At 66.5% G+C, this 21,568-nt stretch carries 16 protein-coding genes and 5 pseudogenes; 9 read left to right on the top strand and 12 right to left on the bottom strand.

All coding sequences use genetic code 11. From position 1 onward, the window contains the following. Positions 1 to 65: 65 nt before the first annotated feature. The 9 genes and pseudogenes from PIB19_RS04450 to purM all read right to left on the bottom strand — a co-directional run bounded on the left by PIB19_RS04450 (position 66) and on the right by purM (position 8,164). Positions 66 to 704, bottom strand: coding sequence for a phosphoribosylanthranilate isomerase (locus PIB19_RS04450; protein WP_271239828.1), 639 nt, complete (start codon positions 702 to 704; stop codon positions 66 to 68). Beyond that, a complete protein-coding gene (locus PIB19_RS04445) occupies positions 704 to 1,213 on the bottom strand; it encodes a GNAT family N-acetyltransferase (RefSeq protein WP_271239827.1) in 510 nt (169 codons plus the stop codon). Before PIB19_RS04445 ends, PIB19_RS04450 begins: the two co-directional genes overlap by 1 nt. 43 nt (positions 1,214 to 1,256) lie before the next feature. Further along, positions 1,257 to 1,949, bottom strand: a complete 693-nt coding sequence (locus PIB19_RS04440; RefSeq protein WP_271239826.1) for a lysozyme inhibitor LprI family protein — start codon at positions 1,947 to 1,949, stop codon at positions 1,257 to 1,259. A gap of 24 nt (positions 1,950 to 1,973) precedes the next feature. After that, positions 1,974 to 2,648, bottom strand: coding sequence for an orotidine-5'-phosphate decarboxylase (gene pyrF, locus PIB19_RS04435; protein ID WP_271239825.1), 675 nt, complete (start codon positions 2,646 to 2,648; stop codon positions 1,974 to 1,976). Positions 2,649 to 3,112: 464 nt separating this feature from the next. Beyond that, positions 3,113 to 5,400: pseudogene (locus PIB19_RS04430) on the bottom strand (patatin-like protein). Continuing rightward, positions 5,397 to 6,095, bottom strand: a complete 699-nt coding sequence (locus tag PIB19_RS04425) for an endonuclease/exonuclease/phosphatase family protein (RefSeq protein ID WP_271239824.1) — start codon at positions 6,093 to 6,095, stop codon at positions 5,397 to 5,399. The pseudogene PIB19_RS04430 and the gene PIB19_RS04425 overlap by 4 nt, the downstream one beginning before the upstream one ends. A 52-nt stretch (positions 6,096 to 6,147) precedes the next feature. Next, positions 6,148 to 6,507 (bottom strand): MmcQ/YjbR family DNA-binding protein, encoded by a 360-nt coding sequence (locus tag PIB19_RS04420; RefSeq protein WP_271239823.1) that lies wholly within the window; start codon positions 6,505 to 6,507, stop codon positions 6,148 to 6,150. Next, positions 6,504 to 7,076: a phosphoribosylglycinamide formyltransferase gene (gene purN, locus PIB19_RS04415; protein ID WP_271239822.1), complete on the bottom strand. Its 573-nt coding sequence runs from the start codon at positions 7,074 to 7,076 to the stop codon at positions 6,504 to 6,506. Before purN ends, PIB19_RS04420 begins: the two co-directional genes overlap by 4 nt. Further along, a pseudogene (gene purM / locus PIB19_RS04410) lies at positions 7,069 to 8,164 on the bottom strand (phosphoribosylformylglycinamidine cyclo-ligase). The gene purN and the pseudogene purM overlap by 8 nt, the downstream one beginning before the upstream one ends. A 152-nt stretch (positions 8,165 to 8,316) precedes the next feature. On the opposite strand from purM, the gene PIB19_RS04405 reads away from it, so the two are divergent. The 6 genes from PIB19_RS04405 to PIB19_RS04380 all read left to right on the top strand — a co-directional run bounded on the left by PIB19_RS04405 (position 8,317) and on the right by PIB19_RS04380 (position 15,035). Then, positions 8,317 to 9,444: a heavy-metal-associated domain-containing protein gene (locus PIB19_RS04405; protein ID WP_271239821.1), complete on the top strand. Its 1,128-nt coding sequence runs from the start codon at positions 8,317 to 8,319 to the stop codon at positions 9,442 to 9,444. Next, positions 9,428 to 9,598 (top strand): hypothetical protein, encoded by a 171-nt coding sequence (locus tag PIB19_RS04400; RefSeq protein WP_271239820.1) that lies wholly within the window; start codon positions 9,428 to 9,430, stop codon positions 9,596 to 9,598. Before PIB19_RS04405 ends, PIB19_RS04400 begins: the two co-directional genes overlap by 17 nt. Beyond that, the gene (locus PIB19_RS04395) at positions 9,595 to 10,209 is read left to right on the top strand and encodes a chromosomal replication initiator DnaA (RefSeq protein ID WP_443018697.1); all 615 of its coding nucleotides are present in this window, start codon (positions 9,595 to 9,597) and stop codon (positions 10,207 to 10,209) included. Before PIB19_RS04400 ends, PIB19_RS04395 begins: the two co-directional genes overlap by 4 nt. Positions 10,210 to 10,247: 38 nt before the next feature. Next, positions 10,248 to 12,389 (top strand): RNA degradosome polyphosphate kinase, encoded by a 2,142-nt coding sequence (locus PIB19_RS04390; protein ID WP_271239819.1) that lies wholly within the window; start codon positions 10,248 to 10,250, stop codon positions 12,387 to 12,389. A 4-nt stretch (positions 12,390 to 12,393) separates the two neighbouring features. Continuing rightward, the gene (locus PIB19_RS04385; protein ID WP_271239818.1) at positions 12,394 to 13,887 is read left to right on the top strand and encodes a Ppx/GppA phosphatase family protein; all 1,494 of its coding nucleotides are present in this window, start codon (positions 12,394 to 12,396) and stop codon (positions 13,885 to 13,887) included. Between the two features lie 65 nt (positions 13,888 to 13,952). Next, positions 13,953 to 15,035 (top strand): serine hydrolase domain-containing protein, encoded by a 1,083-nt coding sequence (locus PIB19_RS04380; RefSeq protein WP_271239817.1) that lies wholly within the window; start codon positions 13,953 to 13,955, stop codon positions 15,033 to 15,035. Here the strand turns inward: PIB19_RS04380 and PIB19_RS04375 are convergent. Both PIB19_RS04375 and rnd read right to left on the bottom strand, forming a co-directional pair. Beyond that, positions 15,032 to 15,325 carry an I78 family peptidase inhibitor gene (locus PIB19_RS04375; RefSeq protein WP_271239816.1) on the bottom strand — a complete coding sequence of 98 codons (294 nt, stop codon included), beginning with the start codon at positions 15,323 to 15,325 and terminating at the stop codon, positions 15,032 to 15,034. The genes PIB19_RS04380 and PIB19_RS04375 overlap by 4 nt on opposite strands. Then, positions 15,322 to 16,493, bottom strand: a pseudogene (gene rnd / locus PIB19_RS04370) (ribonuclease D). Before rnd ends, PIB19_RS04375 begins: the two are co-directional and overlap by 4 nt. A gap of 177 nt (positions 16,494 to 16,670) precedes the next feature. Between rnd and aspS the strand changes: the two are divergent. The 3 genes and pseudogenes from aspS (at position 16,671) to PIB19_RS04355 (ending at position 20,817) form a co-directional block, all read left to right on the top strand. Then, a pseudogene (gene aspS / locus PIB19_RS04365) lies at positions 16,671 to 18,508 on the top strand (aspartate--tRNA ligase). A gap of 90 nt (positions 18,509 to 18,598) precedes the next feature. Further along, positions 18,599 to 19,989 (top strand): annotated as a pseudogene (locus PIB19_RS04360) (L-serine ammonia-lyase). A gap of 51 nt (positions 19,990 to 20,040) precedes the next feature. Next, on the top strand, positions 20,041 to 20,817 hold the full coding sequence (locus PIB19_RS04355; protein ID WP_271239815.1) for a polyphosphate kinase 2 family protein: 777 nt from the start codon (positions 20,041 to 20,043) through the stop codon (positions 20,815 to 20,817). Here the strand turns inward: PIB19_RS04355 and PIB19_RS04350 are convergent. Beyond that, complete coding sequence (locus PIB19_RS04350; RefSeq protein WP_271239814.1) at positions 20,780 to 21,514, bottom strand: hypothetical protein; 735 nt, start codon at positions 21,512 to 21,514, stop codon at positions 20,780 to 20,782. The genes PIB19_RS04355 and PIB19_RS04350 overlap by 38 nt on opposite strands. Between the last annotated feature and the right edge of the window lie 54 nt (positions 21,515 to 21,568).

The following is a 21,568-nucleotide window of genomic DNA, read 5'->3' as shown; positions in this document are numbered from 1 at the left end:
CCGACGTGCGTCGTCAGGCGATCAGCGCCATCGATTTCCGAGGCAGAAGACAGAAGAGATACGGTTCAGCATTGCGCCACCGCTTTAAGGAAAGCGGCGATCTTGTCCACATCCTTGACGCCCGGCGCGGACTCGACGCCCGAGGAGACGTCGACTGCAGTGGCGCCGGTGACGCGGATCGCCTCGACGACATTGTCGGAGGTCAGGCCGCCGGAGAGCGCCCAAGGCAAGGGATGGGCGTGCCCCTGCAGCAGCGTCCAGTCGAAGCGCAGGCCCATGCCGCCGGGGAGCGCGGCCGAATCCGGCGTCTTGGCGTCATAGAGGAGGCGATCGGCGGCGCCTGCGAAGCTCGCGGCGGGAGCGAGATCGGCGCGGGTCTTCACTGCGACTGCGGCCCAGATTTCGCGACCGGTGCGGGCACGGATCGCCGCGGCGCGATCGGGCGTGGTCTTGTGGAGCTGGAGGATGTCGAGGCGCGCGGCGACGATCGCGGCATCGAGCAGCGCATCGTCGGGATCGACGAACACGCCGGCCTTGCGGACATGATCGGGGACGCGGCCCGCCAGTCCCGCCGCCTGCTCGAAACTCAGCGTGCGCGGCGAAGGCGGGAAGAAGACGAAGCCGACCTGTGCGGCGCCCTGGGCGACCGCAGCGTCGAGCGTTTCGGGCATCGAGAGGCCGCAGATCTTGGCGGTGATGGGCATCAGAGGTCCTTGACCAGCACGTCCATGAACAAAAGCGGATCGAGCGGGATCGGGAAGTCGCGCTTCTCGCCAGAAACGGAGTAGCCGCGCCGCTCGTAAAATTCGATCAGCTTCCGGCGAACGTCGATCACGGTCATCTCCATGCGGCGTGCGTGGAAGGCATTGCGTGCCGCGTCCTCGGCCGCGGCAACGAGCTGCTTGCCATAGCCGCCCGTCTGCAGCGTGGGATCGATGCACAGCAGGCCCAGATAAGCGAGCCCGTCGCCGCGATCACTCACCTGCACGCAACCAATCGTCGCATCGTCCTGCAGCGCGATCAGCAGGCGCTGGGCCGAGTCTTCGACGATCGCGGTGAGGGTCGAAATGTCGGTGCGCGCGCCCTGGATCAGGTCAGCCTCGTGCGTCCAGCCGCCGCGCGCGGTTTCGCCGCGATAGGCGCGCTCGATCACAGGGTGGAGCGCAGGCAGGTCTTCGTGCGTGGCGACGCGTATTGTCACGATGTCAGGCATGCGCGCTCTGTCGAACGCCCGCGCGGCTTTGGCAAGAGGCAGGCTATTGGTTGCCGGCGACCCAATTATTGGCGGGCAGGAAATTGTCACTCAGGCCGTAATTGCCCTTGCAGTAGCGCTTGCAGCCAGCCGAGGCGGTGGTGTCGATCCGGGTGACGTGCCCGGTCTTGTCGCGAGTGAGCGCGAAATCGATCCGGCATTTCCCGGCGCTCCAGCTCGATTTGACGGGCGAGACGCGCGTGGCGACGGCGCCGGCTTCGCTGTCGTTCGCCGGCAATTTGCAGAGCTCCTCGCCCTCGCGATCGCGGATCAGCGCGAAGTCGAACGCGTTGCCGTCGATATGCGTGATCGTCAGCGTTGCGACATCGGCGGTCTTGTAGCTCGCCTCCCAGGTCTCTTCGTCGAAGTGGTTGAGCGTATCGCGTTGGCGCGTGTAGTCGGTTTCGACGGCGGCCGGGTCGCAGCGCTTCGCGCAGCGGGTGCGCAGGAGCTGCTGCCAGTCGCGCTGCTGACTGCGGAAGCTTTCCTTGTCGAAAAGCTGCGCGAGGCGAGCCTTGTAGAGTGCGGCGACTTCGCCATCGAGTTTCGACAGCTTCGGACTGGCGCAGATCGTCTTTTCAAGCGGGTGGCTGGCCTTGGCACAGTCGAAGCTGGCGGACTGGGGCGGCGTTGCGGCGTGGAGGCCGAACCAGGCGAAGAGACAGGCAAAAAATCCCAAACCTACGATCCGCAACATTGCCGTCCCCCCGTTATAAACCCGCTATAAGGTTGCCTCTATCTCGCGCGCTGCCATGTCCGGATCCTGCGCCTGCGTGATCGGGCGGCCGACCACCAGGATCGAGGCGCCGGCGTCGAGCGCGGCACGCGGCGTGACCACGCGTTTCTGGTCGCCCACCGTGCCGTTCGCCGGGCGCACGCCTGGGACGACGAAGAAGCCGTCGTGCCAGAACTTCTTCGCGGCGGCGACTTCCTCGCCCGAGCAGACGATGCCGTCGACGCCCGCCGATTTGGCGAGTTCGGCGAGGCGGACGACCTGCTCGTGCGGATCGGGGTTGAGCCCGATCGAGACCAGATCGCGATCGTCGAGGCTGGTGAGCATCGTCACCGCGACCACCTTGGTGCCGCTGGGGGCAGCCGCTTTTGCATCCTCGAGCATCGCGCGGCCGCCCGCGGCGTGGACGGTCAGGATCGCGGGCTCGAGCGGGCGCAACGCCTGGATCGCCTTGGCGACGGTGTTGGGAATGTCGTGGAGCTTGAGATCGAGAAAGATCGGCAGCCCGATCTCCGCCATCTCGCGGACGCCCTGGCGGCCATTGGCCATGAAGAATTCGAGCCCGAGCTTGATCCCGCCGACATGGTTGTGGACGCGCTGCGCGATCGCCTTGGCGCGCTCGATGTCCGGCGTGTCGAGCGCGACATAGATGCGCGAGCTCATGATCTGGGCTCGGCCAGCAGGGGAGGCCAGGGGAGGCGGAGACGTCCGCAGCGGGCTCGGGCGAAGGTGCTACCGCGCGCAGATCGGCGAGTGCGCGTTCCAGTCCCGCAAGTCGCTGCCGCGACCGCCAGCGAAGCGCCTGGAAGGCGACGAGCGAGGGCAGCAGTCCGAGCAGGAAGACGAGGATGAGCAGCAGAGGCAGGCTGAAATCGGCGATGAGACCACCCCAGAGCCGGATCTCGACGCGCTCCCCGCCATTATAGATCACGAAGGCCGCGACGAGGCCGCCCAGCAACAGCCAGAACAGCACCTTCAGAAACCGCATGCCTCTCCCTTCCGCTGTGGAGGCGCAACGATAGTCGCACGAGCGGCGAATTGCCAACTCCCTCTCCCCTTGTGGGAGAGGGAGGGAGCCGACGCAGTCGGCGGAAGGGTGAGGGGGTGAGACTCATGTCCCCCTCATCCTAGCCGATCTCTTCGCGCAGATCGGCCAGCAGGCCGGGAATCAAGGTCAGCCGCGTCTCCTCCTCGTCGAGGATCGCGTGGAAGGCGCCCCGCTTGATCGCCGCGACACGATCGTCGGCGAGCCGATCCTCGAACGGCAAGGCCGACAGGACGATGTCGATCAACCGGTCGACGCCGTGGAGGCGGCCCCAGAGATAATCGTTCTCGCGATAGGCGCGGCTGAAGAACGCTCCGAAGCTGTTGAATTGGATGCCCTTCAATGTCGCGGCGGCCCCGCCGGTGCGGATCGCACAGGCGTCCTCGGGCGAGATGCGATCGACGCGGATCGGATCGAATTCGTCCATCCCCTCGCCCTGGAGCAGGGGCAACGTGGCGATGTCGAAGAAGGGGAAGCCGAGATGCGCGAGCAGCATCGGACGGCGAAGATCCTTCGAAAGCGTGCTGAACCCGTCGGACAAGCGCGCGTCCGTGGCCTGATCGAGCGCCTTCAATTGCATCCGCTCGGCGAGCAGATCGAGGATCGGGCCGGCATCGTCGGTCATGTCGCGCACCGCGCCGCGCAGATCGGCGAAAGTGTCCGAGCGCTTGAGCTCGAGATAGGCGGCGAGCGATTCGTAGATCGCTTCGCGCATCGGCAGCAATTCGGTATGCGAGCTGGGCAAGTCGATCTCGGTCAGCCGGCGCGCGAGCAGCCGCAGGCGGCGGATGCGGAAGCCGAGATCGTGGGCGCGGAGGAATTCGAGGGTTTGCGGGCTTGCTCCGTTCGACTGGGTGGCGCCGAAGCGATCGGCACCGCGGGACTGGACCGCATGCGTGACTGCCTCGCGAATTTCGCGCAACCGTTCGGGGCCGTGGCGATCGCCGATCGTATAGAGCAGGCGCGAGATGCGATCGATCGCGCCGTCGACCTTGAGCAGGCCGTAGGCGGTGTGGCCATAGCCCGCCTTGGCAGCCGCGGCGACCTGCGCGCGGCGGCGCCAGCTCGCCAGCCGCTTGGGCGTCGGATAATCGAGCCACAAGGTGTAGCCGAACAGTGCCTCGACCTGCGTCTCCACCTCCGCGCGAATCTCGGCGACGATCGCCAGCATGCGTTCGATCCGGTCCGACCGGGCCGAGATCGCCTCGAGATTGTCGCGGATCGGCTGTTCGCGCGGCAGTTCGGACAGCGCCCCGATGATCGTCTGGAAGAAGCCGGGCTTCTCCTGCGGCGTGCCGTAGAAATCGAAGCGCATCCCCGGCGCGGGGTCGATGAATACGAAGCGGCGATCGATCTGGCGTCGGGCCGGGCGTTCGCGCAGTGCATCGATGGCGGGGCGGAAAGGGGCGTTGGCGAGCACCGAGCCGTCGATGAGGATCGCTTTCTCGGCGCGATTGTCCGACCATTGCTGGGGCAGCATGCATTCGAGGAACGCGTCGCGATCCGGCCAGGCGGTGCCGCGCTCGGCGAGAAAGTCGTCCATCTCCTCGACCGTGGCGGGCGGAAAGGCGCCGGGGAAGCTGGAAGTCGCGCGTGCCGCGAAGGCGAGGCCGGGAGGTTCGGCGAAGGGCACGCCTTCATCGCCGTGATCGGTGAAGCGGAAGACGAGGCGATGCTCGGTCTCGATCACGTGCGGCGGCGAATTGAGGCGAAGCTCCTCGGGATGGCCGCGGAAATCGGTGACGGTGACGAACAGGTCGAGCGGCTGGCCCGCGGGCAACAGGCGTTTGTAGCGCGGGCCCTTCGCCATCGCGTCGAACGCATCGAGCAGCATGCCGAGCAGGCGCTTGCCACCGAAGGGGGCTCGAACCAGCGCGAGCGGACGAAGCGCTCGAGCTTGAGCCGCACTTCCTCGCGCGCGATCGGATCGACGGTCTCGTCGATGGTCTTGCTGCGATTGGCGACGATCCACGCGATCGGCGTCGCCCAGATCTTGGCGAAGCGATGCGACGGGGCGTGGCGCGGTTCGAGCAGCGCCTCGACATCGGCCTGCTCGATCCACATGTCGGTGAGCGGATCGAGCGACTCGCCGGTGGAGATCGCCCGGGCGAGGAAGATCGCGTTGATCCCGCCGGCACTGGCGCCCGACAGGATATCGACCAGCACGCGCAGATTGATGCCCGAAGCCTCACGGATCTCGTCGAGCAGCTGGCGATAGACGCCATTGCCTTCCTCGCCTTCGCGCGCGGCGCAGCTGGCGCGCGCGAGCCGCCAGATCTCCTTGGTGATGCCGTGCATGTAGACGGCGAGGCTGATCCCGCCATAGCAGACCAGCGCCAGCCGCAATTCCTTGTCACGGGTCTCGCTCATCCGGCGGGCCGGATCGTCGCCCAGATGGGCAGATGGTCCGACGCGGTGCGCGCGTTCATGCTCTCATGGACGCCCGAGGCGCCGATCGCGAGATCGCGGCTGACCATGATGCGATCGAGCCGCGCCATTGGGCGGCGGGCGTGGAAGCTCTTGCCGGTGGCGGCGAAATCGAAATGCTGGGCGAAATCGCGCAGGCAGCCGTTGTGGGGGCTCCATTCGTTGAGGTCGCCCATCAGCACCGTCGGATATTGCCGCGTGCTGGCCTGGAGATGTGCGATGATCGCATGCGCCTGGCGGCGGCGCCACAGGCCGGAAAGATCGAGATGCATGCCGACGATGCGCAGGGCCTGCCCGCCCACCCGGATATCGGCCATCACCGCGCCCCGCGGCTCGAGTGCGGGCAAGTGGATCGCCTCGCAATCCATGATCTGTGCATCCTTGCGGACGAGCAATGCATTCCCGTGCCAGCCCATCGATCGTGCGCGCATGCCGAAGGGGATTGCCTTCCAGTCGCCATGCTCGGCGAGCAAATGGCCGGTGAGCACTGCTTCGCGCGGGCCGAAGCGGCGATCGGCCTCCTGCAGCGCGATCACGTCGGCATTGATTTCGCACAACACCTGCAGCGTCCGCTCGGGCCTGCGCCGCCGATCGGTGCCGATCGACTTGCGCATATTGTAGCTGGCGACCTTGATCATGTGCGCCCCTTATCGCGGGGCCGGGGGGAATGGGCAAGGGGCTCGGCGACAATCAGCGCCCGCCGGCTTCGAGCAGGCGGCGCGGCGCCGCGAGTTCCCAGCTGCGGGCGATGCGATCGCCGACATGCGCCCAGTCGGTATCGTCGGCGCCGACCGCGAGACCGACCCATTCGGCGCGGAAATAGGCGACGCGCGAATAATCGTCGGGGGCCGCCTCGATCAGCATCCGCGCCTCGTCGGCATCGGCGGTCTTGACCGCGACGATGGTGCGGCCGTCGCCATGATGATCGTGGCGGAACTGCGCGAACATCTTGCCGGCGACGAAGAAGGTCGGCTGGCCGTGGCTGACGCGCTCCTCGCTCTCGGGCAAGTCGAGCGCGAGCGCGCGGACCTGTTCGAGCGGGGATGTCATTGCTTCAGCCATTCCGCGACAACCCGGGGATAGAGACGATGTTCCTCGGCGAGCACGCGTACTGCCAGGCTGTCCGCGGTGTCGCCGGGCAGTATCGGAACGTCGGCCTGACCAAGCAACGCGCCGCCGTCGAGCTCCTCGGTGACGATATGCACCGAGCAGCCGGCGAGCGCGTCGCCGGCGTCGAGGGCGCGCTGGTGGGTATCGAGGCCCTTATATTTGGGCAGCAGCGAGGGATGGATGTTGACGATCCGGCCCCGCCAACGCGCGACGAAATCGTCGGAGAGGAGGCGCATGTAACCCGCGAGCGCGATCGCCTCGACGCCGGCGTCGCGCAGGGCCGCGTCGATCCTGGCCTCGTAGTCGGCCTTGGGCATGCCCTTGGGCGACTGCGCGAACGTGGCCACGCCCTGTTCGCGGGCCCAGGCGAGGCCCGCGGCTTCGGGCTTGTCGCTGGCGACGAGCGCGACTTCGTAAGGGCTATCGGCGGCGCGGGCGGCTTCGACGAGCGATGCCATGTTCGAGCCGCGGCCGGAGATCAGGATGCCGAGCTTCGTGCGGCTAGTCATTGTGCGTGACGGACCATGCCTCACGGGCGCTCCAGGTTTCGACAGGTCCGAACACGGTGCAGCCGCGCTGTCCCTCTTCGACCACGCCGATGCGGAACACCGTTTCGCCCGCTGCGGTCAGTTCTGCGGCAACGGCGTCCGCATCTTCGGCGGCGACCGCGGCGACCATGCCGATTCCGCAGTTGAAGGTCCGTGCCATCTCCTCGGGCTCGATATTGCCCTGCGCCTGGAGGAACGCCATCAGCCGCGGCAGCGGCCAGGCCGCGGCATCGATGCGGGCCTGGCAATTCTCCGGCAGCACGCGGGGGACATTCTCGAGCAGCCCGCCGCCAGTGATATGCGCGAGGCCGTGGATCGTGCCCTTGCGCAGCTGAGGCAGCAGGCTGGCGACATAGATCTCGCGTCGGCGCCATCAATGCGTCGATCATGCGGACATCCTGATCGAACACCGCGGGGCGATCGAGCTTCCAGCCCTTGTCGGCGGCGAGTCGGCGGACGAGCGAGAAGCCGTTCGAATGGACTCCGGTCGAGGCGAGGCCAAGCAGCACGTCGCCGGGGCGGATCGCGCTGCCGTCGAGCAACCGGTCGCGCTCGACGGCGCCGACGCAGAAGCCGGCGAGGTCGTAATCGCCCTCGGCATACATGCCCGGCATCTCGGCGGTCTCGCCACCGATCAGCGCGCAGCCGGCCTGACGGCAGCCCTCGGCGATCGAGGCGATCACGCGCTCGGCGGTCTCGGGAACGAGCTTCCCGCTGGCGTAATAATCTAGGAAGAACAGAGGCTCGGCGCCCTGGACGATCAAATCGTTGGCGCACATCGCGACCAGGTCGACGCCGACGCCATCATGGTGATCATGTTCGATCGCGAGCTTGAGCTTGGTGCCGACGCCGTCGTTCGCCGCGACGAGCAACGGATCGGTGAACCCCGCCGCCTTGAGATCGAACACGCCGCCGAATCCGCCCAGCGCGGCATCGGCACCGGACCGGCGCGTGGATTTCGCCAGCGGGCCGATGGCGCGCACCAGCGCGTTTCCGGCCGCGATCGAGACGCCCGCCTGGGCGTAGGTGTAACCTTTGGGTTCGCTCATGCGCAGCCGCTTAGCGCCGACTTGCCTTCCCGTCACCCCGGCTGAGCCTTGGTTCTCATAGTTGTCATCTCGGCTTTCGCCGGGATGACAAAAGAGGGATTGGACACATGGCGCTTGGATTTCCACGTCTGCTTCGCCAAAAGGGCGGCCGCATGCAGTTGTCCCGCATTTCGCTCACCATCGGATTGGCCAGCGCGCTCGCACTCGCAGGCGCTGGCGTGGTCGTCGCGCAAGGGCAGGGCGCAGGCGCGAGCGCCGTGCCGATCGACGCCTCGGGCAGCTTCGAAGTCTCGGGCGTGCAGGTCGATGTCAAAGGCAAGGACGCCGATGTCGCGCGGCAGGGCGGCTGGCGGATCGCCCAGCGCAAGGGCTGGGAAATGCTCTCCGAGCGACTCACCGGCAAGAAATCCACGCTGAATGATTCGGCGCTCGATGCGCTTGTCACCGGAATCGTCGTCGAGCGCGAGCAGATCGGCCCGACGCGCTACATAGCCCGTCTCGGCGTGCTGTTCGACCGCGGCAAGGCCGGCGCGATCCTCGGCGTATCGACGGTGGTGACGCGTTCACCGCCGATGCTGCTGGTCCCGCTCGAATTCTCCGGCGGAGTCGGCCGGGTGTTCGAGCGCGAGACTGCCTGGTCCCGCGCATGGAATCGCTTCCGCAGCGGCGGCAGCACGATCGATTATGTGCGTTTGCGCGGCACCGGGCCCGACACGATGCTGGTCAATGCCGGCCAGACGATGCGCCGCGGCCGCAACTGGTGGCGCACGATCCTCGATCAATATGGCGCATCCGACGTGCTGGTCGCCGAAGTGCAACTCCGCCGCGAATATCCGGGCGGGCCGATCGTGGGCGTGTTCGCCGCGAGTCATGGCCCCGATCGCCGTCCGATCACGAGCTTCGCGTTGCGTGTCGACAATGGCGATTCGCTCGATGCGTTGCTCGATGCGGGCATCGTCCGGCTCGACCAGGCGTATCAGAAGGCGCTGGCGTCGGGCGCGCTGCGCACCGATCTCGCTGCTCGTGGTGCGTCCGCCCACGCCCAAGACCCCCGAACAGCTGGCTGCCGAAGCCGCCGCAGCGGCTGCCGCAGCCGCGGCTACGCCGGACCCGAACGCCAGCAGTGCCGCAACGGCGAGCTACACCGTGCAGGCCGAGACGCCGAATGTCGCGGCGCTCAACGCCTCCGAATCGGCGGTTCGCAGCTTGCCGGGAATACGTTCGGCGGCGACCACCAGCCTCGCGCTCGGGGGTATTTCGGTTATGCGAGTCTCCTATGACGGCTCGCTGGCGAGCCTGCGCGCGGCGCTCGAGGCGCGCGGCTGGCAGGTTCAGGAAGGGCCCGGCGTGCTGCGCATCCGCCGTGGTGGCGGAGCAGCCGCTCCCGCGCCCTCGCCGACGCCCCAGAACACGGCGACACCGGCGGCCAAATGAGCCAGCTGCGCCTGCCGCTGGGGCTGCCGGAAGCGCATGAGACGGAATTCCTGGTCGGTGAATCGAATGCCCGTGCCGTCCACCAGCTCGAACATTGGGCGACCTGGCCGGTGATGAGTGCGTTGCTGGTAGGCCCGCGCAAATCGGGCCGCAGCCTGCTCGCGCGGATCTTCGCCTCGAAGAGCGGCGGACGGATCTTCGATGATGCCGATCGTGCGAAGGAAACCGACATCTTCCACGCGTGGAACGAGGCGCAGCAGGAGCGACGGCCGCTGCTGATCGTCGCGGAGGCGGCGCCACCGGTCTGGGACGTCAAGCTGCCCGATCTGCGCTCGCGACTAGCCGCCTCGCCTCTGCTCGAGCTGGGGCCGCCCGACGATACGCTGATGCCGCAGCTGATCGAACGAGCTTTCGAAAAGCATTTGCTGCACGCCAAACCGGACGTGATCGCCTGGGTCGCGAAACGCATCGAACGCAGCCATGTCGCGATCCTGCGCGTTGCCGACGCACTGGAGTGCGAGATCGGACAACCGTTTGTCGATCTCCGCAGTGCGCGAGACACTCGCGGCGAATGGTCTCATAACCGCAACGGACGATCCCTAGGGCCATGACCAAGGCAGCAAGAATGCGGGCCGAAGAGGGACCCTTGATGACCGATAGTCCGGGAGAGCCGGTGAAGCGCTATTTCAACCGCGAGCTGAGCTGGCTGGCGTTCAATCGCCGGGTGATGGAGGAAGCTTGCAACCCCGCGCACCCGCTGCTGGAGCGGCTGCGCTTCCTTTCGATCTCCGGATCGAACTTCGACGAATTCTTCATGGTCCGCGTCGCCGGACTGATGGGGCAGCAGCTCCAGAAGGTCGAGGCGCGCTCGGCCGACGGGCGGACGCCTGGGCAGCAGCTCGCCGCGATCTCCGAGGAGGCCGAGATCCTCGCCGACAGCCAGCAGAGCGTGTGGCACGACATCCGCACGCAGCTGACCGAAGTGGGCATCCACGTCCTCGAATCCGTCGATATCGAAGGCGAGACCGAGGCCTGGCTCGAAAGCCACTTCCGCGAGCAGATCTTTCCGATCCTCACGCCCCAGGCGCTCGATCCGGCGCATCCTTTCCCGTTCATCCCCAATCAGGGATCGAGCGTGATCTTCGACCTGGTCCGGCGATCGGATCGCGAGCCGATCCGCGAGCTGGTGCTGCTGCCGACGACGATGCCGCGTTTCGTGCGGCTGCCCGGAGAGCCGGCGCGCTATGTCGCGGTCGAGGTGCTGCTCAAACGCTTCTCGCACCTGCTCTTCCCCGGTTACGACGTGCTCGGATCGGCGGCGTTCCGCGTGCTGCGCGACAGCGACCTCGAAATCGAGGAAGAGGCCGAGGACCTCGTCATGACCTTCCGCTCGGCGATCAAGCGCCGCCGGCGCGGCCGGGTGATCCGCCTGGAGATGGAGGACGGGATCGCCGCCGAACTCGAGGCGGTGCTCAAGGAGGAGCTGGGCGGGAGCGAGGCGCTGCTGACCGAGACAGGCGGCTTCCTCGGCATCGGCGATCTCTCGGCGCTGGTCGAAGAAGACCGGCCCGACCTCAAGTTCACGCCCTTCGTCGCACGCTTCCCGGAGCGGATCCGCGAATATGGCGGCGATTGCTTCGCGGCGATCCGCGCCAAGGACATCCTCGTCCACCACCCCTATGAGAGCTTCGACGTGGTGCTCTCGTTCCTCGGGCAGGCGGCGAGCGATCCGGACGTGGTCGCGATCAAGCAGACGCTTTATCGCGCAGGCAAGCAGCCGGCGGTGATCAACGCGCTGATCGCAGCGGCAGAAGCGGGCAAATCGGTGACCGCGGTAGTCGAACTGAAGGCGCGGTTCGACGAGGAACAGAATCTCTATTGGGCGACTGCGCTCGAACGTGCGGGTGTGCAGGTGGTCTATGGCTTCATCGACTGGAAGACCCATGCCAAGGTCTCGATGGTCGTGCGGCGCGAGGGCAACGGCTATCGCACCTACTGCCATTTCGGGACGGGCAATTATCACCCGATCACGGCGCGCATCTATACCGATCTGAGCTTCTTCACTGCCGATCCGCGGCTGGGTCGCGATGCGGCGCAGCTGTTCAACTACGTCACCGGCTATGTCGAGCCCGAGGCGCTCAACCTGCTCAACATCAGTCCGCGCGACCTGCGCAACGAGCTGGTGCGGCTGATCGACGTCGAGATCGGCCATGCCCGTGCCGGCAGGCCGGGGGCGATCTGGGCCAAGATGAATTCAGTGGTCGATCCAACGGTGATCGAGAAGCTCTACGAGGCCAGTGGCGCCGGGGTGGAGATCGACCTGATCATCCGGGGCATCTGCTGCCTGCGCCCAGGCGTTCCCGGCCTGTCGGAGAATATCCGGGTCAAGTCGATCGTCGGACGCTTCCTCGAACACAGCCGGATCTGGGCGTTCGGCGACGGCAAGGGGCTGCCGGGCGACGGGGCGAAGCTGTTCATCTCCTCGGCCGACTGGATGCCGCGCAACTTCGACCGCCGCGTCGAGTTCATGCTGCCGATCCTCAACAAGACGGTGCACGATCAGGTGCTCGATCAGGTCATGGTCGCCAATCTGCTCGACGACGAGCAGAGCTGGCAGTTGCAGCCCGACGGCCGCTATGTCCGCGCCGAACCGGGCGCGGAACCGTTCAACCTGCACCGCTATTTCATGACCAACCCCTCGCTTTCGGGCCGCGGCGCTGCGCTCGAGAAGCGCAAGCCGGTGCCGAAGCTGTCGCTCAAGCGGCGGCGCGGGGCGAAGAAGGAACATTGACCTGATGGCCACGCTCCTCCGAAAGCCGGAGCAACGCACCGTGCCGGCGAAGGCGCGCGTGGCGATCATCGACATCGGATCGAATTCGGTGCGTCTCGTCGTCTATGACGGCGCGGCGCGGCTGCCGGCGGTATTGTTCAACGAAAAGGTGATGGCGGGGCTCGGCCGGTCGCTCAGCGAGACCGGCGCGATCGACAAGGCCGGGCTGGCGCGGGCGCGCGCCGCATTGGCGCGCTTCGCCGCGCTCGCCCGCGAGATGCAGGTGAGCGAATTGCGCACGGTGGCGACCGCCGCGGTGCGCGACGCCTCGAATGGCGGCGAACTGATCCGCGCGGCCGAGGCGCTGGGGCTCGAAGTCGAGCTGCTTTCGGGCCAGGAGGAGGCGATGGCCTCGGGCATGGGCGTGCTCTCGGGCATCCCGGAAGCCGACGGCGTGGTGGGCGATCTGGGCGGAGGCAGCCTCGAGCTGGTGCGCGTCGTCGCGGGGACGGTCACCGATCGCGTGTCCTTTCCACTCGGCGTGCTCCGGCTCGGCGTGATCCGCGCGGAGGGCAAGGGGATGCTCGACCGCAAGGTCGCGAAATTGTTCGCCGATTCGGGCTGGAGCGGGCGGGGGAAGGGACTGCCTTTCTATCTGGTCGGCGGATCGTGGCGCGCGCTCGCGCGGCTCGACATGCACCGCACCGGCTATCCGCTGCCGGTGGTGCACCAATATCCGATCGCGCTCGAACGCGTCGGCGATCTGCAGCGCGTGCTCGCCGAGATCCCGAAGGCCGAGCTCAAGGCGATTCCCGACATCTCCGGCGCGCGTATCCCGACCTTGCCGGACGCGACTGCATTGTTGCTCAGCGTGCTCAGGCATCTGGGGAGCAGCGGCAGCGTGGTATCGGCCTACGGACTGCGCGAGGGCTTGCTCTATCAGCGGCTCACCCCGGAGCAGCGCCTCGAGGATCCGCTGATCGCGGCGGCGCGCGACGAAGGCGAGCGCTCCGGGCGCTTCCCCGAGCATGGCGATCTGCTCGACGCGTGGATCGCGCCGTTGTTCGACGACGCGCCCGAATTGGCCCGGCTGCGTCACGCGGCGTGCCTGCTCGCCGATGTCGGCTGGCGCGCGAACCCCGAGTTCCGCGCCGAACGCGGCATGGAGATCGCACTCCACGGCAATTGGGTGGCGATCGACGCAGTGGGAAGAGCGATCCTTGCCCAGGCGCTCTACACGGCGTTGGGCGGCGGGCTCGGCTGCCCCGAAGCACTCGGCCGGCTGGCCGACGCGGAGTCGCTGGCGCGGGCGCGGCTATGGGGCCTCGCGATCCGGCTGGGGCAACGGCTGAGCGGCGGCGTCGCCGCGCCGCTCGGGCGCTCGCACGTGGCATTGGAGGAAGGCACGCTCACGCTGACCCTCGATCACCAGGACGAGGCGCTGTACGGCGAGGCAGTCGAGAAACGCCACAAAGCGCTCGCCGCAACGTTCGGCAGGGAGCCGGTGCTCGAGGTGTGACGGTCATTGGAAGTTGATGCCGCTCCCGCAATGACTTGTTATCCGCATAGCGCGTGGGGGACCAAATGATCGATCGACGTCTGTTCCTGCAGGGTAGCCTCATGGGGATCGCGACGCTGGCGCCAGTACTGTCCCTTGCCCGCACGGAGGGCGATGATCCGCGAATCGAGGCCTTTGTTCGCGCCAATGGCTTTCACGGTGTGATCGCCACCGCGCGCGCGGGCCGCATCGACTACGCCCGCGCCTTCGGCATGGCGGATGTCGGAGCGAAGCGCCCGGCAACACTCGACACCGTCTACGGCATCGCCTCGATCTCCAAATGGTTGACCAGCGTGACGGTGCTCCGGCTGATCGAAAAAGGCCGAATGACGCTCGACACGCCGATCTCCACTTTGCTCCCCGGTTATCGCGCCGATACCGGCGCCCGCGTGACGCTTGCGCACCTGCTCTCGAACACGAGCGGCATCCCCAACGGCTTCATCGCTGCCGCCAAGCTCAACCCGTCACTCGTAACCACTGATCTCGGTACGGCCGAATCGGTGCGCCGCTTCTGCCAAGGCGATCTGGCCTTCGAGCCGGGGAGCAAGTTCGACTATGCAATGACCAACTGGTTTCTGGTCGTGGCGATCATCGAGCGGCTCACCGGCAGGCCTTTCCAGGATGCGATGCGCGCGATTACGCTCGATCCGCTCGGGTTGCGGCACACGCGAGCCGATGCCGTGGTACCATCCGCGCCCGGTACTGCCATTTCCTATCGCACGCTTGAACCGCCGGTTGCCTGGCCCGATCCGGGCACGCCGGTGATGGCCGCTGGCGGTGGCTATTTCAGCACCGCCGGCGACTTGATCCATGCTGCGCATCAAGTGTTCGACTCGGGTTTCCTCAAGCCCGAATCACTCCGGGTGCTACGCACTATCCGTGTGCCGGAGCAGGATTATGCGCTCGGCGGCCGCGTCCGCACGCTGACGATCGGCGGCGTGCCGGTGCCTGCGGCCTGGGAAACCGGCCGTACCGCCGGCTATCGCTCGGTACTCGGCCATCGCTACGATACGCGCGAGACTATCGTGATCCTCAACAACACGGGCCTCTCGCAAAAGACGCTGGACCTGTTCGCCGACAGCCTGTTCGGCGCGGCACCGAGAGCCTAGCCACAGTGGGCGCGGACGATCCTGCCCTTGTCGTCGAGATCGAGGTTCAGGCGGGCCTCGCTGAAATCCATCGTCACAGCCATGCCGGGCGAGATCCAGCGGACCGTCTTGGCGCCCGAGAGTCGCATCGCTTCCTTTTCGACTGCGTCGGTGCGGGTCTTGCCGTTGAGACTGGCGAGCCCGTCGGCCACGCATTTGCCGGGAGGCGGGGAAGGGGCGGCTTCGGGCCCATCGCCATAATGGCACGCGGAGGTGGCGAGAATGGCGAGCGGGAGAATCGCGCGGATCATGACGGCTCCTCGGTTCGAGTCATCTTGAGCTTACCATTGCGGACGGTGAACCCCAGCTGACCTTCGACGAGTTCGAGCGCGTCGCGGCCGAATTGCTCGAAGCGCCAGCCTTCGAGGATCGGCAAATTCTCGCGCACGCCCGCGGCCAGCGCTTCCAGATCGTCCGAGCGGGCGAGCAGCCGCGCGGCCACATTGATCTCCTTGGCGCGGATCTTGAGGAGCAGCTTGAGCAGATCGGCGACCAGCGCGCCGTCCTTGCCGAGTGCCGGCTTGCGATCGTCGCGCGCAGGAAGTTCGTCGGCCGACATCGGCTTCGCACCTTCGAGCGCCGCCATCAGCCGGCCACCGATATCGTTGCCGCCCCAGGCGGGGAGAGACCGCGGATTCGTGCCAGATCAACTTGCTTGCGCGGCGGGGTGCCGGCGAGATCGGCGAGCGTCTCGTCCTTGATGATGCGACCGCGCGGCAAGTCCTTGCCCTGCGCCTCGAGTTCGCGCCACCGCGCCAGCGCCTTCAGGCGGCCGAGCACTTCAGGCTTGCGGCTGGAGACGCGGACGCGCTGCCACGCCTGATCGGGGTCGTTGCGGTAATTCTCGGGATCGGCGAGCCGCTCCATCTCCTGGTCGAGCCACGCGCCGCGGCCGGTTTTCCGGAGCTTCTCGAGCATCTTGGGGAAGATCTCGGAGAGGTAGGTGACGTCGCAGATGGCGTAGTCGATCTGGCGCTTGTCGAGCGGGCGGCGGCTCCAGTCGGTGAAGCGCGCGCCCTTGTCGACGGTGATGCCGAGATAGGTATCGACAAGGTTCGAATAGCCGATCTGCTCGCCCTGACCGAGCGCCATCGCCGCGACCTGGGTGTCGAACAGCGGATGCGGGGTCTTGCCGGTGAGATTGTAGACGATCTCGATATCCTGGCCGCCGGCATGGAAGACCTTGAGGACATCCTCGTTGTTGGTCATCAGCTCGAGCAGGGGCGTCATGTCGATTCCGCCCATCGGATCAATCGCCGCGGCCTCCTCGTCATCGGCGATCTGGATCAGGCAGAGCTCGGGCCAATAGCTGTTTTCGCGCATGAACTCGGTGTCCACGCAGATGTACGGCTTGTTGGCGAAGCGCGCACAGAGATTGGCGAGGGCGGCGCTGTCCTCGATCAGACCATGGATATGCATCGGGGGCCCATATACTGGTCTTCGGGTTGACAAAAGGGTGCGTGGCAGAGATGCGCCCGCGCTATCGAATTTATCGCGTCATCCCGGCGAAAGCCGGGACCCAGAGCCCCAGGCCGTGTCGCTCGTGACCCTGGGCCCCGGCCTTCGCCGGGGTGACGAACCAGTGAGAGAATGAAAATGCACGCCTATCGCTCGCACACCTGCGCCCAGCTCCGCGCCACCAATGTCGGCGAGGAAGTCCGCCTTTCGGGCTGGGTCCACCGCAAGCGCGATCATGGCGACCTCGTCTTCATCGATCTGCGCGACCATTACGGCATCACCCAGATCGTCACCGATGTCAGCGGCCCGGCCTTCGCGGTGATCGAGTCGCTGCGCGCCGAATCGGTGATCACGGTGACGGGAAAAGTGATCGCGCGCGACGCCAGCGTAGTGAACCCGAACCTGCCGACCGGCGAGATCGAGGTCCGTGCGGCCGAAGTGGTTGTCCAGAGCCCGGCGCAGGAGCTGCCGCTGCCGGTGTTCGGCGACGCCGAATATCCCGAGGATATCCGCCTGCGCTATCGTTTCCTCGATCTGCGCCGCGAACGGCTCCACAAGAACATCCTGCTGCGCTCGAACGTCATCGCATCGCTGCGCCGCCGGATGATCGGGCAGGGCTTCACCGAGTTCCAGACGCCGATCCTGACCGCGAGCAGCCCCGAGGGCGCGCGCGACTATCTGGTCCCCAGTCGCGTCCATCCAGGCAAGTTCTACGCCCTCCCGCAGGCGCCGCAGATGTTCAAGCAGCTGCTGATGGTCGCGGGCTTCGACCGCTATTTCCAGATCGCGCCGTGCTTCCGCGACGAGGATGCCCGCGCCGATCGCTCGCCCGGCGAGTTCTACCAGCTCGATTTCGAAATGAGCTTCGTCACGCAAGATGATGTTTTCGCGGCGATAGAGCCGGTGCTACACGGCGTGTTCGAGGAGTTCGCGAACTGGGAGGATAAGGGCCGCACCGTCTCGCCGCTGCCGTTCAAGCGCATCCCGTACCGCGAATCGATGCTGAAATACGGCAACGACAAGCCCGACCTGCGCAACCCGATCCTGATCACTGACGTCTCGGAGTTCTTCAAGGGCTCGGGCTTCAGCCGCTTCGCCTCGATGGTCGAAGGCGGCGACGTGGTCCGCGCGATCCCGGCACCCAACACGCATGAGAAGAGCCGGAAGTTCTTCGACGACATGAACAGCTGGGCACAGAGCGAGGGCTTCCCCGGGCTCGGCTATGCGACGCAGAAGGACGGCGTGTTCGGCGGCCCGATCGCCAACAACCATGGCCAGGAAGGCATGAAGGCGATTGCCGACGCGATGGGCCTCGGCCCCAATGACGGCATCTTCTTTGCCGCGGGCAAGGAAGCGCAGGCCGCCAAGCTCGCCGGGCTGGCGCGCACCCGCGCCGCCGAGCAGCTCGAGCTGATCGACCAGAGCCGCTTCGAATTCTGCTGGATCGTCGACTTCCCGATGTTCGAGGCCGACGAGGACACCGGCAAGATCGACTTCAGCCACAATCCCTTCAGCATGCCGCAGGGCGAGCTGGAAGCGCTGGAGACCAAGGATCCGCTCGATATCCTCGCCTTCCAGTACGACATCGTCTGCAACGGCGTCGAGCTGAGCTCGGGCGCGATCCGGAACCATCGTCCGGAGATCATGTACAAGGCGTTCGAGATCGCCGGCTACACCCAGGCGGACGTCGACACCAATTTCGCCGGCATGATCAACGCGTTCAAGTTCGGCGCGCCGCCGCACGGGGCTCGGCCCCGGGCGTCGACCGCATCGTGATGCTGCTGGCCGACGAGCCCAACATCCGCGAGGTCATCGTCTTCCCGATGACCCAGAAGGCCGAGGACCTGATGATGCAGGCACCGAGCTTCGTGAGCGAGAAGCAGCTCAAGGAACTCAACATCCGCCTCGCGCCGCAGGTGGCCGCCGATCTCAACAAGAAGAGCATCGACGGCGTGGTCGATCCAGCGGCGGGCTGATACCTCTCCCTTAACGCGGCAAGGAGCGCTACAGCCGGTTTGGTAACAACGGAAACCAGACCGGCCGTCAGAGCCGGGGCGGGAGCGAGAATGTTGGACGAGAACAACGCCCGGGCGCGGGCCCGCGCGGAAGCGACCATTGGCTTGGCCGATCTGTTCACGATCGGCATCGGCCCGTCGAGTTCGCACACCGTGGGCCCGATGCGCGCGGCTTGTGCCTTCGCCGAGGCGGCGCTCGACCGCGGGACACCGGTTTCGGTCTCGTGCGAACTGTTCGGATCGCTGGCGCTGACCGGGCGCGGCCATGCCACCGACACCGCGGTGATGCTGGGGCTCGCCGGCTATCGCCCCGAAGCAGTCGATCCCGACGCGGTCTCCATGATCATCGCGACGATCCGCGCCGAGGCGCAGCTGGCGCTGGGCGGGCACGTGCCAGTGCCCTTCGTCGACGGGCAACACCTTGTCTTCCGGAACGACCGGTTCCTGCCTTCGCATCCCAATGGCATGCGCTTCGTCGCGCATTATGCCGAGGGCGAGCATTGGGAGACATTTTACTATTCGATCGGCGGCGGCGCGATCGTCGAGGGCGGGTGCGAACTGCCGCAGACCAATGTGAAGCTGCCACTGCCCTTCGCATCGGGTGCCGAGCTGCTCGCCGTCGCCGAGGCGCAGGGCGTGTCGATCGCCGATATCGTCCGCGCCAACGAAGCAGCGTGGCGCGACGATGCCGAGACCGATGCCTTTCTCGACAGCCTGCGCGCGGCGATGTCCGCGTGCATCGATCGCGGGTGCCGGGGAGAGGGGAGTTGCCCGGCGGGCTCAAGGTGCGGCGGCGCGCGCGCGACCTGCACCAACGCCTCATCGCGCGCGGCCCACGCAGCGATCCGTCCCTTGTGTTCGACTGGGTGAGTTTGTGGGCGCTGGCGGTGAACGAGGAGAATGCCGCGGGCGGGCGCGTGGTCACTGCGCCGACCAATGGCGCAGCGGGGGTGATCCCGGCGGTGCTGCGCTATTATGAGACCTTCTGCGCGGCACCGACGCCGGCGGGGGCGCGGACCTTCCTGCTCACCGCCGCGGCGATCGGTTTTCTCTACAAGAAACGCGCATCGATTTCGGCGGCGGAGATGGGGTGCCAGGGCGAAGTGGGAGTCGCCTGCTCGATGGCGGCCGCCGGGCTGGCCGCTGCGCTTGGGGCGAACAATGCGCAGATCGAGAACGCCGCGGAGATCGGCATGGAGCATAATCTCGGCCTCACCTGCGATCCGATCGGCGGGCTGGTCCAGATTCCGTGCATCGAGCGCAACACGATGGGTGCGATCAAGGCGATCAACGCCGCCTATCTGGCGATGCACGGCGACGGCAGCCACATCGTCAGCCTCGACGCCGTGATCGAGACGATGCGCCAGACCGGCGAGGACATGCGATCGAAATACAAGGAAACCGCGCAGGGCGGACTGGCAGTGAACGTCGTCGCCTGCTGATTGCAGGATCGCGTCGACTGGCTGTACGTTCGTCCCGAACCAGGAGGGCGAATGGCGATCGATCTCAGCGACTATGAGTCAGGCGAACCCTTTGACGGGCATTACAAGGACGCGCTGGAGAAGCTGCAAAAGCGCCTCAGCCATATCCATTATGCGCACATCGTCCACAAGCGCCGCGCGATCATCGTGTTCGAGGGTTGGGACGCGGCGGGGAAGGGCGGGATCATCCAGCGGCTGACCGCCGAATGGGATCCGCGCTATTTCGAGGTCTGGCCGATCTCGGCACCGACGCCTGAGGAGCTGGCGCATCACTTCCTCTGGCGCTTCTGGCGGCGGCTGCCTGCCCAGCACAACATCGCGATCTTCGACCGCAGCTGGTACGGTCGCGTGCTCGTCGAGCGAGTCGAAGGCTTCGCGAGCAAGGCCGAATGGCAACGCGGCTATGACGAGATCAACGATTTCGAGGCCCAGCAGGTCGAGACCGGCGCGACTCTGATCAAGGTCTTCGTCCATGTGACGCAGAAGACCCAGGACAAGCGCCTGCGCGATCGGCTGGAGCATCCGTGGAAGCGCTGGAAGACCGGCCTCGACGATTATCGCAACCGGGCGAAGCGGGCGGACTACCTCGAAGCGATGGCCGAGATGTTCGAGCGCACGGATACGAAGCATGCGCGCTGGATCGTGATCGACGGCAACGACAAAAAGACGGCGCGGATCACAGCGCTGACGGCGATCGCGGATGCACTGGAGGCGAAGGTGCCGATGGAGCCGCCGGAGCTCGATCCTGAGGTCAAGAAAGCGGCGAAGAAGGCGCTGGGGTTGAAGTAGCCGGCGGCCAGGCCGCGTCATAGGCGAGTGCGAAGGCGGCGCCGGTGAACGCGGCAATCAGGCCGACGACGAGCGAATCCAGCGTCATCAGCACCCAGACCAGCGGCGTGGCCAACCCGCGCGCGACATGATGCAGCCCGTAATGCGCGGCCATTGGCGGCAGATAGGCTGCAACGAGTAGCAGCACGAGCAACGGCAGCCGGCGCCAGCCGCTTCGCAGGCTCTCGACCAGTCCTGGCCGCTGCGCCCCGAAAAGCGCGCCGAGTATCACGAAGAGCAGCGGCAACACCGCGATGCTGAGCACAATAGAGGCGACCCAATAGGCCAGGCCGCGCAGGAGATCCGCGAGCGCAGGCAGCAACGCGAACAGCGCAAGCGCCACCCCGAGCCGAAGCCACGCGATCTCGCGCACGTCCCACCATCTGCCGCCCCGCGCCTGCGCGTTCCAGAAACGGGCGGCTGCGAACATCGCGATCAGCAATCCCGCGAGCTTGGCATAGCCGAATGCCCAGCGCTGCGGATCATTGGCCAGCGCTCGTGCACGCTCGGCCGACTCGAACATGCTGCTACGGATCTCGAACCAGTGCTGGACGAACTCGGGCACTACGACGATGGCAATGATCACCGGCGCCAGCAGGAAAAGCGCGAAGCCGCGGCGATAGAGCTCGCGCAATTGACGCCCCACGAACCGGATCATGCTTTCCCCTTCGGGAGCCAAGCTGCGTCCGGCGACGCCTGTCGTCAACCGCAC

This window comes from Sphingomonas sp. 7/4-4, from assembly GCF_027941955.1.
Classification (GTDB): Bacteria; Pseudomonadota; Alphaproteobacteria; order Sphingomonadales; family Sphingomonadaceae; genus Sphingomonas.
This window is presented reverse-complemented; position numbering and strand designations above follow the sequence as displayed.